The sequence below is a fragment of the Sphingomonas molluscorum genome (assembly GCF_039522995.1).
GTDB classification, from domain to species: Bacteria; Pseudomonadota; Alphaproteobacteria; order Sphingomonadales; family Sphingomonadaceae; genus Sphingomonas; species Sphingomonas molluscorum.
The window spans coordinates 104,066-118,070 of the sequence record NZ_BAAAEL010000001.1 but is presented as its reverse complement, the minus strand read 5'-3'; the positions used below and the strand labels follow the sequence as shown (position 1 = coordinate 118,070).

The 14,005-nt window shown below is 70.8% G+C and carries 12 protein-coding genes; all 12 read left to right on the top strand.

Annotated elements, in window-relative coordinates; genetic code table 11:
* On the top strand, positions 1-942 hold the full coding sequence (locus ABDZ92_RS00640) for a D-alanine--D-alanine ligase (protein ID WP_125961448.1): 942 nt from the start codon (positions 1-3) through the stop codon (positions 940-942).
* Positions 939-1,919, top strand: coding sequence for a cell division protein FtsQ/DivIB (locus tag ABDZ92_RS00635; protein ID WP_125961447.1), 981 nt, complete (start codon positions 939-941; stop codon positions 1,917-1,919). The genes ABDZ92_RS00640 and ABDZ92_RS00635 overlap by 4 nt, the downstream gene beginning before the upstream one ends.
* 10 nt (positions 1,920-1,929) lie before the next feature.
* Positions 1,930-3,189: a cell division protein FtsA gene (gene ftsA / locus ABDZ92_RS00630; RefSeq protein ID WP_125961446.1), complete on the top strand. Its 1,260-nt coding sequence runs from the start codon at positions 1,930-1,932 to the stop codon at positions 3,187-3,189.
* Between the two features lie 112 nt (positions 3,190-3,301).
* Positions 3,302-4,792 carry a cell division protein FtsZ gene (gene ftsZ, locus ABDZ92_RS00625; RefSeq protein WP_125961445.1) on the top strand — a complete coding sequence of 497 codons (1,491 nt, stop codon included), beginning with the start codon at positions 3,302-3,304 and terminating at the stop codon, positions 4,790-4,792.
* A gap of 138 nt (positions 4,793-4,930) precedes the next feature.
* Positions 4,931-6,898 carry a tetratricopeptide repeat protein gene (locus tag ABDZ92_RS00620; RefSeq protein ID WP_272695196.1) on the top strand — a complete coding sequence of 656 codons (1,968 nt, stop codon included), beginning with the start codon at positions 4,931-4,933 and terminating at the stop codon, positions 6,896-6,898.
* Positions 6,895-8,064, top strand: a complete 1,170-nt coding sequence (locus ABDZ92_RS00615) for a deoxyguanosinetriphosphate triphosphohydrolase (protein WP_125961443.1) — start codon at positions 6,895-6,897, stop codon at positions 8,062-8,064. The genes ABDZ92_RS00620 and ABDZ92_RS00615 overlap by 4 nt, the downstream gene beginning before the upstream one ends.
* Positions 8,065-8,301: 237 nt before the next feature.
* Complete coding sequence (gene argS / locus ABDZ92_RS00610; protein WP_125961442.1) at positions 8,302-10,026, top strand: arginine--tRNA ligase; 1,725 nt, start codon at positions 8,302-8,304, stop codon at positions 10,024-10,026.
* Positions 10,026-10,775: an SPOR domain-containing protein gene (locus ABDZ92_RS00605; RefSeq protein WP_241211898.1), complete on the top strand. Its 750-nt coding sequence runs from the start codon at positions 10,026-10,028 to the stop codon at positions 10,773-10,775. Before argS ends, ABDZ92_RS00605 begins: the two co-directional genes overlap by 1 nt.
* 369 nt (positions 10,776-11,144) lie before the next feature.
* Positions 11,145-12,152: a glycoside hydrolase family 3 N-terminal domain-containing protein gene (locus ABDZ92_RS00600; RefSeq protein ID WP_125961441.1), complete on the top strand. Its 1,008-nt coding sequence runs from the start codon at positions 11,145-11,147 to the stop codon at positions 12,150-12,152.
* 217 nt (positions 12,153-12,369) lie between these two features.
* A complete protein-coding gene (locus tag ABDZ92_RS00595) occupies positions 12,370-13,098 on the top strand; it encodes a segregation and condensation protein A (RefSeq protein WP_125961440.1) in 729 nt (242 codons plus the stop codon).
* Complete coding sequence (gene scpB, locus ABDZ92_RS00590; RefSeq protein ID WP_125961439.1) at positions 13,095-13,673, top strand: SMC-Scp complex subunit ScpB; 579 nt, start codon at positions 13,095-13,097, stop codon at positions 13,671-13,673. Before ABDZ92_RS00595 ends, scpB begins: the two co-directional genes overlap by 4 nt.
* A 30-nt stretch (positions 13,674-13,703) precedes the next feature.
* Positions 13,704-13,997 carry a twin-arginine translocase TatA/TatE family subunit gene (locus ABDZ92_RS00585; protein WP_125961438.1) on the top strand — a complete coding sequence of 98 codons (294 nt, stop codon included), beginning with the start codon at positions 13,704-13,706 and terminating at the stop codon, positions 13,995-13,997.
* The last annotated feature ends 8 nt before the right edge of the window (positions 13,998-14,005 follow it).

Here is a 14,005-nt window from a genome sequence, read left to right as displayed (position 1 = left end):
GTGACCGAGCGCACCCTTCACATCGCCGTGCTGATGGGCGGCTGGTCGGCCGAGCGTCCGGTCTCGCTCATGTCGGGCACGGGCGTCGCGGACGCGCTGGAGTCGCTCGGTCACCGCGTGACCCGCATCGACATGGATCGCGACGTGGCACTCCGCCTCGCCGAAGCGAAGCCCGACGTGGTGTTCAACGCGCTCCACGGCTCGCCCGGTGAGGACGGCACGGTGCAGGGCATGCTCGACCTGATGGGCCTGCCCTATACCCACTCCGGGCTCGCCACCTCGGTGATCGCGATCGACAAGCAACTCACCAAGCAGGCGCTGGTCCCGCACGGCATCCCCATGCCCGGCGGCCGCATCGTCGCGACCGAGGAGCTGTTCGAGCGCGATCCGCTGCCGCGACCCTATGTGCTGAAGCCCGTCAACGAAGGCTCGTCGGTCGGCGTCGCCATCGTCACGGACGAGGGCAACTACGGCAACCCGATTGCCCGCGACGCGACCGGCCCCTGGCAGGAGTTCGACGAGCTGCTGGCCGAGCCGTTCATCCGCGGTCGCGAGCTCACCACGGCAGTGCTGGGGGACCGCGCGCTTGCCGTGACGGAGCTGCGCCCCAAGTCCGGCTTCTACGACTTCGACGCCAAGTACACCGAGGGGCTGACCGAGCACGTCTGCCCGGCGGAGATCCCCGAGGACATCGCCGAGGCGTGCAAGGCGATCGCGGTTGCCGCGCACCAGCGGCTCGGCTGCCGGGGCGCGTCGAGGTCTGACTTCCGCTGGGACGACAGCCAGGGCGTCGAGGGTCTGTTCCTGCTGGAGGTCAACACCCAGCCGGGCATGACACCGCTCAGCCTGGTGCCCGAACAGGCGCGCGCGGTCGGCATGTCCTATCCGCAGCTGGTGCAGTGGATCGTCGACGAGGCACTCACCCACGGAGCGACCGAATGAGCCGTGCAAGTTCCCGGCGCCCGGCACCCGCGCGGACGGTGAAGCCCAAGCGCCGCCCGCAGCCCAAGCGCCAGCGCCGCGCCTCGATCCTCGACCACGCCGTGGCCCGCGTGCCTGGCGGCGAGGCGACGGTGCGCAAGGCGGCGGCCTGGGGCATCACCGCGCTCGTCGGCGGTGCGGCGATCGCCGCGGCCGGGTGGCTGGGCGTGTTCGGCCTGGTCGGCACTGCCATGGCCGAGGGGATCGGCAGCCTCGGTTTTCGCGTCGCCCAAATCGAGGTCACCGGCCTCAAGCGCATGGACGCGAACTCGGTCTATGCCGTGGCGCTCGACCAGCGTTCGCGCGCGATGCCGCTGGTGGACCTGAACGGCACCCGCGACCGCCTGCTCGAATACGGCTGGATCGCCGATGCGCGCGTGTCGCGGCGGCTGCCCGACACGCTGGTGATCGACGTGGTGGAGCGCGATCCCGCTGCCGTCTGGCAGAACAACGGCCAGCTGATGCTGATCGACCACAAGGGCGTGCTGCTCGACGAGGTGCCCGCGCACGCGATCCCGCGCCTGCCGCTGGTGATCGGGGAGGGGGCGAATGCGCAGGAGCCGGCCTATCAGCGCCTGATTGCCGCCGCGCCGGCGCTCCGCCCGATGGTGAAGGCCGCAACATGGGTCGGCAACCGCCGCTGGGACCTGCTGTTCCAGTCCGGCGAGACGCTGGTGCTGCCGGAAGGCGAAAAGGCCGCAGCGAACGCGCTGGTGAAGTTCGCGCAGATGGACGGTACCATGGGGCTGCTCGGCAAGGGCTATGCCCGCTTCGACCTGCGCGACCCCAGCAAGCTGGTGGTGCGCATGGCGCCGGGTGCCGCAGCCGCGCCCGCGGCCGACGATGCCGCGCCCGGCAATGCGGCGGAAGGGGCTGCGCCTGCCGGCCAGGGCAACGAGACAGGCAGCGTAGAGACAGGCAGCACGGGCGTCGTTTAAGGGGCAGGCGATGGCGAAGGTAGCACCGGAAGGATTGATCACCGCACTCGACATCGGATCGTCGAAGGTGTCGGCGCTGATTGCGCAAAAGGGGGACGGCGGCGAACTGGTGGTGCTCGGCACCGGCCAGCGCGAGAGCCGCGGCGTCAAGCGCGGCTATATCGCCGACATGAAGGCGACCGAAACCGCGGTGCGCGAGGCGGTGGAGCAGGCGGAACGCATCGCCGGCCTCAACATCGAGGACGTGTGGGTCAGCTTCTCGGCCGGCGGGCTCCTGTCCGACATCGTCAAGCTCGAGGTCGATCTGGGTGGCCACCGCGTCGAGCAGTCGGACGTGGACGCGCTGCTGAAGGCCGGCCGCAACGCGATCGATCCCGGTGCGCTGATGGTGATGCATGCCCAGCCGATGCGCTATTCGTTGGATGGCCTGGGCGGCGTGCGCGACCCCATGGGCCTCCATGCCGATCGACTGGGCGTGGAGATCCACGTCGTCGCGACCGAGGGCTCGCCCGTCCGCAACCTCGACCTCTGCGTCCGCTCGGCGCACCTGGAGGTGAAGTCGATCATCGCTGCCCCGGTCGCGACGGGCCTTGCCTGCCTGTCCGAGGAGGAGCGCGAACTCGGTGTCGCACTGGTCGAGATCGGCGCGGGCGTCACCAACGTGTCGGTGTTCGCCAATGGCGTCCTCACCGGCCTCGCCTCCATCTCGATGGGGGCCGCCGACATCACCGACGACGTCGCCTCCGCCTTCGGCACCGGCCGCAACCAGGCGGAGCGGCTGAAGTGCTTCTACGGTTCGGCCAACATGAGCCCGCGCGACAACCACGACATGATCGACGTGGCGCCGGTCCGCCCCGACGAGGACGCCGAGGGTACGCGTATCACCCGGGCGCAGCTGATCGCGGTCATCCGCCAGCGGCTCGACCGGCTGATGGCAGAGATCCAGAAGGAACTGCGCAAGCTGAACTTCGACGATCCCGTCGGGCGTCAGGTGGTGCTGACCGGCGGCGGCGCGGAGTTGAAGGGCATCGCCGACTATGCGCAGCAGGCGCTCGGCCGCACCGTCCGGGTCGGCCGTGCGCGCGGGTTGACCGCGTTGCCGGAGGCGCACTCGGGCCCGGGCTTCGCCACGCTCGCGGGTCTGGCGATGTTCGCGGCGTCCGATCCGGTCGATCTCCGGGCGATCCAGCCGACCCATCAGGTGGTCACCCGGCCCAGCCCGATGGCGATGTTGCAGCGCCTGATGGCCGCCTTTCGGACCAACTACTGAAGATTCGCTACGGATGGTGGCAAACGGGGCTAGAGTCCCCCAAGCCGTTGGTGCAGAAGAAACTAGTTAGGCGGTTGCTGGCCAGCGGCCGGCCCGCTTCGGGAGATCAGGAATGAGCATCGAATTTCTTCCGCCGGACCTCGACGATCTGACGCCGCGCATTTCGGTGATCGGCGTCGGCGGGGCGGGCGGCAACGCCATCGCGAACATGATCCGCGCCGAAGTGCAGGGCGTGGAATTCCTGGTCGCCAATACCGACGCGCAGGCGCTCAAGCAGTCGGACGCGCCGCAGCGCATCCAGCTGGGCGTGAAGATCACGCAGGGCCTGGGCGCCGGCAGCCGGCCGGAGATCGGCCGCGCCGCGGCTGAGGAAACCATCGAGCAGGTCCAGGAAGCGCTGCAGGGCGCGCACATGTGCTTCATCGCGGCCGGCATGGGCGGCGGCACCGGCACCGGTGCGGCCCCGGTCATCGCCAAGGCGGCGCGCGAGATGGGCATCCTGACCGTCGGCGTTGTGACCAAGCCCTTCTCGTTCGAAGGCAAGAAGCGCGCCCGCTCGGCCGACGCCGGGATCGAGGAGCTTCAGAAGTACGTCGATACCCTGATCGTCATCCCGAACCAGAACCTGTTCCTGATCGCCAACGCCAATACGACCTTCAAGCAGGCGTTCGAAATGGCGGACGAGGTGCTGCAGCAGGGCGTGCGCGGCATCACCGACCTGATGGTCATGCCCGGCCTCATCAACCTCGACTTCGCCGACGTCCGCTCGGTGATGCAGGAGATGGGGAAGGCGATGATGGGCACCGGCGAAGCCGAGGGCGACAGCCGCGCGATCGAAGCTGCGCAGAAGGCGATCGCGAACCCGCTGCTCGACGGCGTCTCGCTGAACGGCGCCAAGGGCGTGATCGTCTCGATCACCGGCGGCGACGACATGCGCCTGCTCGAGGTGGACGAGGCCGCGAACCACATTCGCGAGCTGGTCGACGACGACGCCAACATCATCTGGGGTTCGGCGTTCAACCCGGAGCTCGAAGGCAAGATCCGCGTCTCGGTGGTCGCCACCGGCATAGAGGCAAGCTCGCCCGCGCAGCAGGCGGCGATCGCTGCCGAACCGGCGCGCACCTCCTTCTCCTTCGGCGGCAGCCGTCGTCCCGCTCCGGCGGGCGAGCCGCAGGCGGTCGAGGCTCCGGTCCAGCCGGCAGCTCAGCCCGCACCGGCCCCGCAGGCGGCAGCGCCCCAGGTCCAGCCGGTCGCTGCCCCGCAGCCGGCACCCCAGCCCGCGCCGCAGCCGCCCGTGGAGGATGCCGACGAGCTGGTGCTCGGCGCGGACACCATGGTCCCGCAGCAGGCCGCTCCGGCTCCGGCTCCGGCGCCCACGCCGTCTGCCGACGAGCCGCGCCCCGGCTTCGAGGCACGTCGTCGCTGGCTGACCCCGGGCACCGAGGCGGCAGCCGGCGAGGAGCAGGGCAGCGGCCGCAGCCGTCCGGGCGGTACCCTGTTCGAGCGCATGGCGAACGCCGGCCGCGCTCCGGCACGCGGGGATGAGACGGCCAAGGAGCCGCTCGACATTCCGCGCTTCCTGCACCGCCAGAACAACCAGTAAGGCCGGTGGCCGGGCGCCTCCCTGGGGTGCCCGGCCATCTCCCCGCACGCAGTTCGTCCCCTGGGGACATCGTCTGGTCGCCTGGTCAGCAGCGTACAACTTCCGTATTCCGCTCGCGCCTCTAAGGTGGCTGCACCCATGAACCGTTTCCCGACCACCGGTCGCGGGGCGTTGCTGCCAACGCTGCTCGCCGCCTCCTGCCTCGCCCTGGCGCAGGCGAGTCTGCAGCCCGCATGGGCGCAGGCGATCGTCCAGCAGCCGACCCCGAACGCGGACCGCCTGTCCGAACAGATGCGGATCCTGGCGACCAGTCCTAACGACCTCAACGCCCTGATCGAGGCCGGCCGCCTGAGCACACGCCTCGGCGACCCGCAGGCGTCGGTGCAGTTCTTCGCCCGGGCGGAGAAGGTGGCGCCCGGCGATCCGCGCGTCCTCGCAGGACGTGCCTCCGCGCTGTTGTCGATGGAGCGGCCGGGGGAGGCGATGCGCCTGTTCGCCGCTGCCGAACGCGCGGGTCTGGCGCCTCGTTATTTCGCGGCCGACCGCGGGCTCGCGTTCGACCTGCTCGGCTATCCCACCAACGCGCAGCGCGATTACCGGCTCGCGCTTTCGGTCGATCGGGATGACGAGATCGTCCGCCGCCTGGCGCTGTCGCTCGGCATCACCGGCGACGTCCGCGCCGCCAACCAGCTGCTCGACCCGCTGCTGCGCCAGAGCGACCGTGCGGCGTGGCGCGTCCACGCCTGCGTCCTCGCGATGCAGGGCGATGCGGCCGGGGCCGACCGGATCGCCGCCACCATGCTGCCGGGCTTCGGCACCCAGCTCGCCCCCTTCTTCCGCCGCCTGCCGTCGCTCTCGCCCGCCGATCGCGCCTTTGCCGTGCACTTCGGCCGCCTGGGGACCACGCCCGCGCGCATCGCCGACGCCCGGCTTGCGCCCCCGATCGTGCCCGCACCGCGCGCCGAGGCGCCCGTTGCCGTGGCCGCAGCGACCACCGCCGTGCAGCCGGCCCAGGCAGCCACGCGCACCCGCAAGCTGTCTCGCCGGGAGCGTCGCGAGGCCGCGGCCGCTGCCCGTCGCGAGACCGAGGCCCGCCAGCGTGAGGCCGAACTCGCCGCCGCGCGCAAGGCGGAGGCCGATCGCGTCGCCGAGGCGGCCCGCGTCGCCGAAGCCGCCCGTGCCGCCGAAGCCGCACGCCTCGCCCAGATCGCGCGCGCGGCCGAAGCGGCCCGCACAGCCGCCGCTGCCGAGACGGCCCGCCGGGTCGAGGCCGAGCGCGTCGCCCAGGCACAGCGTGCCGCAGAGGCTGCCCGGCTCGCCGAGGCGCAGCGCCTGGCGGAGGCCGCCCGGCTCGCCGATGCGCAACGGGCGGCTGCTGCCGCCGCCGCGCAGGAGGCGCGCGACGTTGCTGCCGCCGAACCCAGGCAGGTCGCCTCGGCGCCCCAGCCGCCGGCGCCCGCGCGCAGCGATGCCGCCGCCGCGGCGACCGACACCACGCTTGCGACCATCATCCGCAACCTGACGATCCCGGCGACCGAGCTGGGCGTCGCCCCGCTGCCCTCCGCCGCGCCCGCGCCCGCACCGGTGACGCCTGCCGCCACGGCCCCCGCTGCGCCCCCGGCGCGTGTCGAGCCCGCCCGGCCCGAGCCCAAGCCGACGCCTGCTAAGGCTGCCGCGGCACGCGAGACGGAAAAGCCCGCCGCCAAGGAGTCGGCAACCAAGGCCAAGGATGCCGCCGCAAAGCCCGGCAGCGCCAAGGCGGCAAAGGACGACCCCAAGGCCGCGACCGCAAAGGGGAAGACGAAGGCGCCGGCCAAGCCCGATCCCGTCAAGCGCGATCCTGCGCGCACCTGGGTGCAGGTCGCGGGCGGCGCCAACAAGGCAGACCTGCCCAAGGCCTATCGCGCGCTCGGTGCCAAGGCCGCAGCGCTCAAGGGCCGCTCGGCCTGGACCACGCCGCTGCGTGCCACCAACCGGCTGCTGGTCGGCCCCTTCAAGACCGACGACGAAGCGCAGGCCCTCGTCAACACGCTTGCCAAGCAGGGGCTCTCCGCCTTTGTCTGGGCCAGCGAACCCGGACAAAAGATCGAGCAGCTTCCCAAGTGACCAGACAACAGGCGCCCTGGGCGGCGGACCCTCGGGCGCACGGCGGACGCCTGCATGACGAGGGCAACGAGACGGCGCGCGGCCCCCGCGACGCGTTTCAGCGCGATCGCGACCGCATCATCCACTCGATCAGCTTTCGGCGCCTGCGTCACAAGACGCAGGTGTTCATGGCACCCGACGGCGACCATTTCCGCGTCCGCCTGACCCACAGCCTCGAGGTCGCGCAGATCGGCCGCGCGATCGCGCGCGCGCTTGGGCTCAACGAGGACCTGACCGAGGCGCTGTGCCTCGCGCACGATATCGGCCACCCGCCGTTCGGCCATGCCGGTGAGGATGCGCTCAAGGACGCGCTGATGGGGGCAGGCGGCTTCGACCACAACGGTCACACGCTGCGCACGCTGACGCGGCTCGACAGCCCGTATCCCCGCTGGCGAGGGCTCAACCTCACCTGGGATACGCTGGAGGGGCTCGCCAAGCACAACGGCCCGATCCGCCGCCCCGGCTGGGCACTGGCCGACGTGGACGCGGCCTTTCCGCTGCGGCTGGGCGAATGGTCCTCGCTGGAGGCGCAGGTCGCAGCCCTCGCCGACGACATCGCCTATGACAACCACGACATCGACGATGGCCTGCGCGCCGGGCTGCTGACGTTCGACCAGATGCTGGGCGTGCCGATCGTCGCGGAGCGCTGGGACGAGGTGCGCGTGCAATTCCCGGACGACGCGCCCGATCGGCTGGTGGGCGAGCTGATCCGCGCGCAGATCGGCGCGATGGTGAACGACCTGATCGCCGAGACCCGCCGCCGCATCGCCGACGCGGGCGTGCAGAGCGTCGCGGACGTGCGCGCCTGCGGCCGCTGCCTCGTCGGCTTCTCCGACAAGGTCCGCGAGCAGGAGCGTACGCTCAAGCGCTTCATGTACGCCAACCTATACCACCACCCATCGCAACTCGCCGCCGCGGATGCCGCGCGCACGGTGGTGACGGGGCTGTTCGCCGCATATCGAGCCGACCCGGCGCTGCTGCCCGATGGCTGGCGCAGCGATCTCCCCGCCGACGAGCCCGGCCGCAGCCGCCACATCGCCGACTTCATCGCCGGCATGACGGACCGCTTCGCCATCGCCCGCTACCGCGAGCTGGTGGGCGAGGTGAGCCTGCCCGAGGGGTTCTGACGCGCGGCTCCAGTCCGCCCCGACCCGTTTGTCTCGAGCAGGGATCGAGCTTGTCGAGAGCCCGTGTCGAGAGAGCCGCAGTCGATTTCTCGATACGCCGTCTCGACAGGCTCGACGGCTACTCGAAACAAGCGGGAGGGGCGTAGCGGCCCCTGATCCCACTTTCGTCAGGATGATGGTTCAAGCGAACGGAAAACTCCTCTACAGCCGCGCCTGATTTTCACCACCGGAACGCCCATGACGCTGTACGCACGCTTTGCCGCCCATCTCGATGCCGCCCTCGACGCGCTGGTCGCGGCGGGCGACCTGCCCGAGGGGCTGGAACGACGCGCCGTCACGGTGGAGCCGCCGCGCGACCCGAGCCACGGTGATCTCTCGACCAATGCCGCGATGGTGCTGGCCAAGCCCGCGCGCACCAATCCGCGCGCGCTCGCCGAAAAGCTCGCCGCCGAACTCGGCAAGCTCGACGCCGTGGCCGAAGTGTCGGTGGCGGGCCCCGGCTTCATCAACCTGACGCTGACCGACGACACCTGGCGCGACGAGCTGCGCGGCATCATTCAGGCGGGCGGAGACTATGGCCGCTCGACGATGGGGGCGGGGACCACCGTCAACATCGAATATGTCTCGGCCAACCCGACGGGCCCCATGCACATGGGCCATTGCCGCGGCGCGGTGGTCGGCGACGCGCTCGCCAGCCTGCTCGAGTTCGTCGGCCACAAGGTGATCCGCGAATATTACGTCAACGACGCTGGCGGCCAGGTCGACGTGCTCGCCCGCTCGGCACACCTGCGCTACCGCGAGGCGCTGGGCGAGACGATCGAGATCCCGGAGGGCCTCTACCCCGGCGATTACCTCAAGCCGATCGGCGAGAAGCTCGCGGCCGAGCATGGCGCCCGCTTCGTCGACGCGCCCGAGAGCGAGTGGCTGGCCATGTTCCGCAAGGAAGCGGTGGCCGCCATGCTCGTCATGATCAAGGACGATCTGGCGCTGCTCGGCATCCACCACGACCTATTCTCGTCCGAGGCCGAGCTTCAGGCGGCCGGCAAGCCCGAGGCGGCCGAGGCGTGGCTGCGCGAGCGCGGCCTCGTCTACGACGGCGTGCTGGAAGCGCCCAAGGGCGAGACGCCCGAAGACTGGGAGCCGGTCGAGCTGCCGCTGTTCCGCTCGACCCAGTTCGGCGACGACCAGGATCGCCCGATCAAGAAGTCCAACGGCCAGTGGACCTATTTCGGCGCCGACCTCGCCTATCACTTCCAGAAGGCGCAGACCGCCGACCAGCTGATCGACATCTGGGGCGCCGACCATGCCGGCACCGTCAAGCGCATCGTCGCCGCCGTCCAGGCGCTGACCGAGGGCAAGGTCCGCTTCGACGTGAAGCTCGTGCAGATGGTCCGCCTGTTGCGCGCCGGCGAGCCGGTGAAGATGTCGAAGCGCGCCGGCAACTTCGTGACGCTGGCGGACGTGGTGAAGGAGGTCGGCAAGGACGTCGTCCGCTTCACCATGCTCACCCGCAAGGCGGATGCGCAAATGGACTTCGACTTCGCCAAGGTGGTGGAAGCGTCGAAGGATAATCCGGTCTTCTACGTCCAGTACGCCCATGCGCGAGTCGCCTCGCTGCACCGCCGTGCGCGGGAGGCGGGGATCGAGTGCGACACGGTCGACCTGTCCCGGCTTGATACGGCGGAGCTGCGCCTGGTGCAGCGCGCCGCCCAGTTCCCGCGCGTCGCGGAAGCCGCGGCTACGGCGCGCGAGCCGCATCGCATCGCCTTCTATCTCTATGATCTGGCGGCGGAATTCCACGCTGCCTGGAACATGGGCAACGACGATCCGTCGCGCCGCACGCTCCAGCCCGACGATCCGGCGCTCACCTGCGCGCGGCTTTTCCTGGCCGACGCAATCGGGCAGATCATCCGCAACGGGCTCGCCGTGATGGGGGTCGAGGCCGTCGAGGAGATGCATTGATGGCCGAACGGCTGGCGACGGGCATGCACGCACGCGACGAGGATCGCCTGCCGTGGCTGGAGAGCGTCGAGCCCCCGCCCGAGGCGACCGCCTCGCTGTGGCGGGTGCTGCTGCTCGTCCTGGTCGGCATCGCCGTGCTCGGCGGCGTCATCTGGGCGGCGCTCAACTTCGGCGCGAACGTCACGGGCGGCGGCGGCGGCAACGGCGCGATCATCACGGCGGAAAAGGGCCCGTACAAGGTGAAGCCCGACCAGCCCGGCGGCATGGAAGTGGAAGGCACCGGCGACACCGTCTTCGCGACCAGCGAAGGCCGGGACGCGGGCGCTGCGACCGTGGACCTGAGCAAGGTGCCCGAGGCGCCGGTTCTGGGCCAGGCGGCACCGGCACAGGCGCCCGCCGCGACCCCCTCCGAGGGTGCGGCCAAGGTGGTGGCAGCGGTTCCGGCCTCCGCCGGCCAGCTCCAGGCCCGCGCGCCCGCCCGGCAGGCGGCAGCGGCCCCGGCCCGCACCGCCTCCGGCTCGGTGGTCCAGCTCGGCTCCTTCCCGCAGGCAAGCGTCGCCAACAGCAGCTGGCAGCGCCTCACCAAGCGCTTCGGCTATCTCGCCCCGCTCACCCCCTCGATCGAACAGGCCGAGGTGAACGGCAAGACCGTCTACCGGCTGCGCGTCGACGCGGGCGACGCTCCCAAGGCGGGCGAACTGTGCGGCAAGCTCAAGCTGGCCGGCGAAGGCTGCTACATCGCCCGCTGACGCGCTTGTTTCCCGACACCGTAACCCCGGCGAAGGCCGGGGCCCAGTTGGGTGACCGAAGCGAAGGCGCAGCGCACCTCGCCGCATCTTCCCCGTGTCCCAGGGGCGCGACGGGACCAAACTCCCGCCGTGCTCCTGCGAAAGCAGGAGCCCAGGGTTCCAAGCATCGCAAGGCGTTAGTCTGCTTGGCCCTGGATTCCTGCCTGCGCAGGAATACGCGCGCGACCAAGGACGGCGGCCCCCGTTTCGCAGAAGTGACGCCTTCGCGGGAGTACGCCCCTCTCGAACCCGGGCACGCTCCGCAGAAGCGCGCGACGAACCCCGCGCCCGGGTGTTCTAATCCCGCCCCCAAGCCGCTACGCAGCGGGCATGAAGCCCGTGATCTTCGGCCTGTCCGGCCCCGCGCTCACCGACGGTGAAGCCGCCTTCTTCCGCGATGTGGAGCCGGCCGGCTTCATCCTGTTCGGCCGCAACGTCGTCGATCGCCCGCAGTTGCGCGCACTCACCGACTCGCTGCGTGTGCTCACCGGCCGCGACGACCTGCCGATCCTGATCGACCAGGAGGGCGGGGCGGTCTCCCGCATGAAGCCGCCCGAATGGCCAGCATTCCCGGCCGGCGCCGCCTTCGCCCGGCTGTGGGACGTCGCCCCCGCCTCCGCGATCGAGGCTGCGCGCGCCAATGCCGAGGCGATCGGCCACACGCTGGCGGAGGTCGGCATCACCGTCGACTGCCTGCCGCTGCTCGACGTGCGGCAGCCTGACACCACCGCCGCCGTCGCCGAGCGCACCTATGGCGCCGATCCGCTTCAGGTGGCGGCGATCGGCCGCGCGGTGCTCGACGGCCTCGCGCGCGCCGGGGTGGTCGGCATCGTCAAGCACATGCCCGGCCACGGCCGCGCGGTGGTCGACAGCCATCTCGAACTGCCCGTGGTCGGTGCCGATGCCGCGGCATTGGAGCAGGACATCGCGCCGTTCCTTACCTTGGCGAACGCGCCGATGGGGATGACCGCGCACGTCGTCTACCGCGCCTGGGATGCCGAGCGCCCCGGCACCCTCTCGCCGACCGTGATAGGAGAGGTGATCCGCGGCCGTATCGGCTTCGACGGGCTGCTGATGACCGACGACATCGACATGAAGGCGCTGTCCGGCACCGCCGGCGAAAAGGCCGCGGCGGCAATCGCCGCCGGCTGCGACCTGGTGCTCGACTGCTGGGCGCGCATGGACGAGATGGTCGAGATCGCCGGCCGCCTCGGCGAGATCGCGCCCGAAAGCCGCGCGAGACTGGATCGCGCCATGGCGAGCGTCACGCGGCCGGTCGAAGCAGCCGACATCGCTCCCCTGTTAGAAAAGCGCGACGCCCTCTTGGCGCTCGCCTGAACCAAAACGCGCTGCTCTTCCTCGTACCCCCGGCGAAGGCCGGGGCCCAGTTGGGAAGGCGGCGGTAAGGGAGTGCAACCCCCGCCAGGACATCGCAACTGGGCCCCGGCCTCCGCCGGGGTACGGGTTGCGCGCCAGATCAGTCGCCTGCGATCCTCAGACTCACAGGACGCCGCCCCCTCTGGCAATCCGCACGCGGACCCTGTCTAACACCCTCATGGAAACGGACGACACGCTGACGGTGGAGGTGGAGGGCTGGGAAGGCCCGCTCGATCTGCTGCTGGCGCTCGCCCGGACGCAAAAGGTCGACCTGCGCGAGATCTCGATCCTGAAGCTGGTCGAACAATATCTCGCCTATGTCGAGCAGGCCCGGGCGCTGAAGCTGGAGCTCGCCGCCGACTATCTGGTGATGGCCGCCTGGCTCGCTTTCCTCAAGTCCGCGCTGCTGCTGCCGCGCGACCCGGAGGCTCAGCCGGACCCGGAAGAATTGGCGCTCCGCCTGCAACTCCGTCTCGAGCGGCTGAACGCGATGCGCGAGGCCGGCGCCCGCCTGCTCGCGCGCGACCGCATCGGCCGCGACGTCTTCCCCCGCGGCGCGCCCGAGGGGCTGCGCGTCCTGCGCCAGACGATCTGGCAGGCGGAGATCTACGACCTGGTCGCCGCCTACGGCCGCGTGAGCGCGCGGACCCGCCCGGTGCTCCACATCGTCCAGCATCGCCCGGTGATGACGCTGGAGACCGCGATCGAGCGGGTGTCGGCGATGCTCGGCACCCATCTCGACTGGACCGTCCTCGAACGCTTCCTGCCCGAGGATGCCGATGCGGCCTTCCGCCGCTCGGCGCTCGCGTCCAGCTTCCTCGCGGCGCTCGAACTCGCGCGCCAAGGCAAGGTAGAGCTCGACCAGTCCGCGCCCTTCGCGCCGCTTCGCATCCGGGCCATCCGATGAGCACCGCACCCGACGAACTGGCGCGCGCGGTGGAGGCGGTGCTTTTCGCAGCCGACTCGCCCATGAGCGTCGCCGCGATCCGCGCCTATGTGGGGGAGGGGGCGGACGTTCCGCGTGCGCTCGACCAGCTCGTCGCCGATTACGCCGGCCGCGGCATCGCGCCCGTCCGCCGCGGCGACCGCTGGCATTTCGAGACGGCGCCCGATCTCGCCCGGTTCCTGCGCCGCGATCGCGAGGAGCCGCGCCGCCTGTCCCGCGCCGGCATCGAGACGCTGGCGATCATCGCCTATCACGAGCCGGTCACCCGCGCCGAGATCGAGGCGATTCGCGGCGTGCAGGTCGCAAAGGGCACCATCGACGTGCTGATGGAGGCGGGCTGGGTGCGTCCCGCCGGCCGTCGGGAGGTGCCGGGCCGGCCGCTCACCTACGCCACCACGCCCGAATTCCTGACCCACTTCGGCCTTCGCACGCGCCGCGATCTGCCCGGAATGGACGACTTGCGCGCCGCCGGCCTGCTCGATCCGATCGACGTTGCCCTTGCGGGCGAGCTAGAAAGCGGCGACGAGAGCGACTAAGTGGGCGCCAACGCGTAATGGAGAGTGACAATGGGCGGTCTTAGCATCTGGCATTGGCTGATCGTCGGGATCATCGTGCTCCTGCTGTTCGGCAAGGGCCGCTTTTCCGACATGATGGGCGATGTCGCCAAGGGACTGAAGAGCTTCAAGAAGGGCATGGCCGAGGAAGACGACGATCTGCCGCCCGCGCGCCCGACCCGTCTGGAGCAGCGCACCGACGCCACCCGCGGCTATGATGCCGAGGTCGCGCCCCCGCGTGAGCCGGTTCGCGATCCGGTAGTCGATCCGGTGCGCGACGCCGACCGCACCCGCGACGACCGCTGATCCTGATC

Excerpts from the sequence above, each read along its gene's own strand:
- ftsA (WP_125961446.1), top strand. The coding sequence starts at position 1,930 with ATGGCGAAGGTAGCACCGGAAGGATTGATCACCGCACTCGACATCGGA.
- scpB (WP_125961439.1), top strand. The coding sequence starts at position 13,095 with ATGAGCACCGCACCCGACGAACTGGCGCGCGCGGTGGAGGCGGTGCTT.
- ftsZ (WP_125961445.1), top strand. The coding sequence starts at position 3,302 with ATGAGCATCGAATTTCTTCCGCCGGACCTCGACGATCTGACGCCGCGC.
- ABDZ92_RS00620 (WP_272695196.1), top strand. The coding sequence starts at position 4,931 with ATGAACCGTTTCCCGACCACCGGTCGCGGGGCGTTGCTGCCAACGCTG.
- ABDZ92_RS00585 (WP_125961438.1), top strand. The coding sequence starts at position 13,704 with ATGGGCGGTCTTAGCATCTGGCATTGGCTGATCGTCGGGATCATCGTG.
- ABDZ92_RS00605 (WP_241211898.1), top strand. The coding sequence starts at position 10,026 with ATGGCCGAACGGCTGGCGACGGGCATGCACGCACGCGACGAGGATCGC.
- ABDZ92_RS00600 (WP_125961441.1), top strand. The coding sequence starts at position 11,145 with ATGAAGCCCGTGATCTTCGGCCTGTCCGGCCCCGCGCTCACCGACGGT.
- argS (WP_125961442.1), top strand. The coding sequence starts at position 8,302 with ATGACGCTGTACGCACGCTTTGCCGCCCATCTCGATGCCGCCCTCGAC.
- ABDZ92_RS00595 (WP_125961440.1), top strand. The coding sequence starts at position 12,370 with ATGGAAACGGACGACACGCTGACGGTGGAGGTGGAGGGCTGGGAAGGC.
- ABDZ92_RS00635 (WP_125961447.1), top strand. The coding sequence starts at position 939 with ATGAGCCGTGCAAGTTCCCGGCGCCCGGCACCCGCGCGGACGGTGAAG.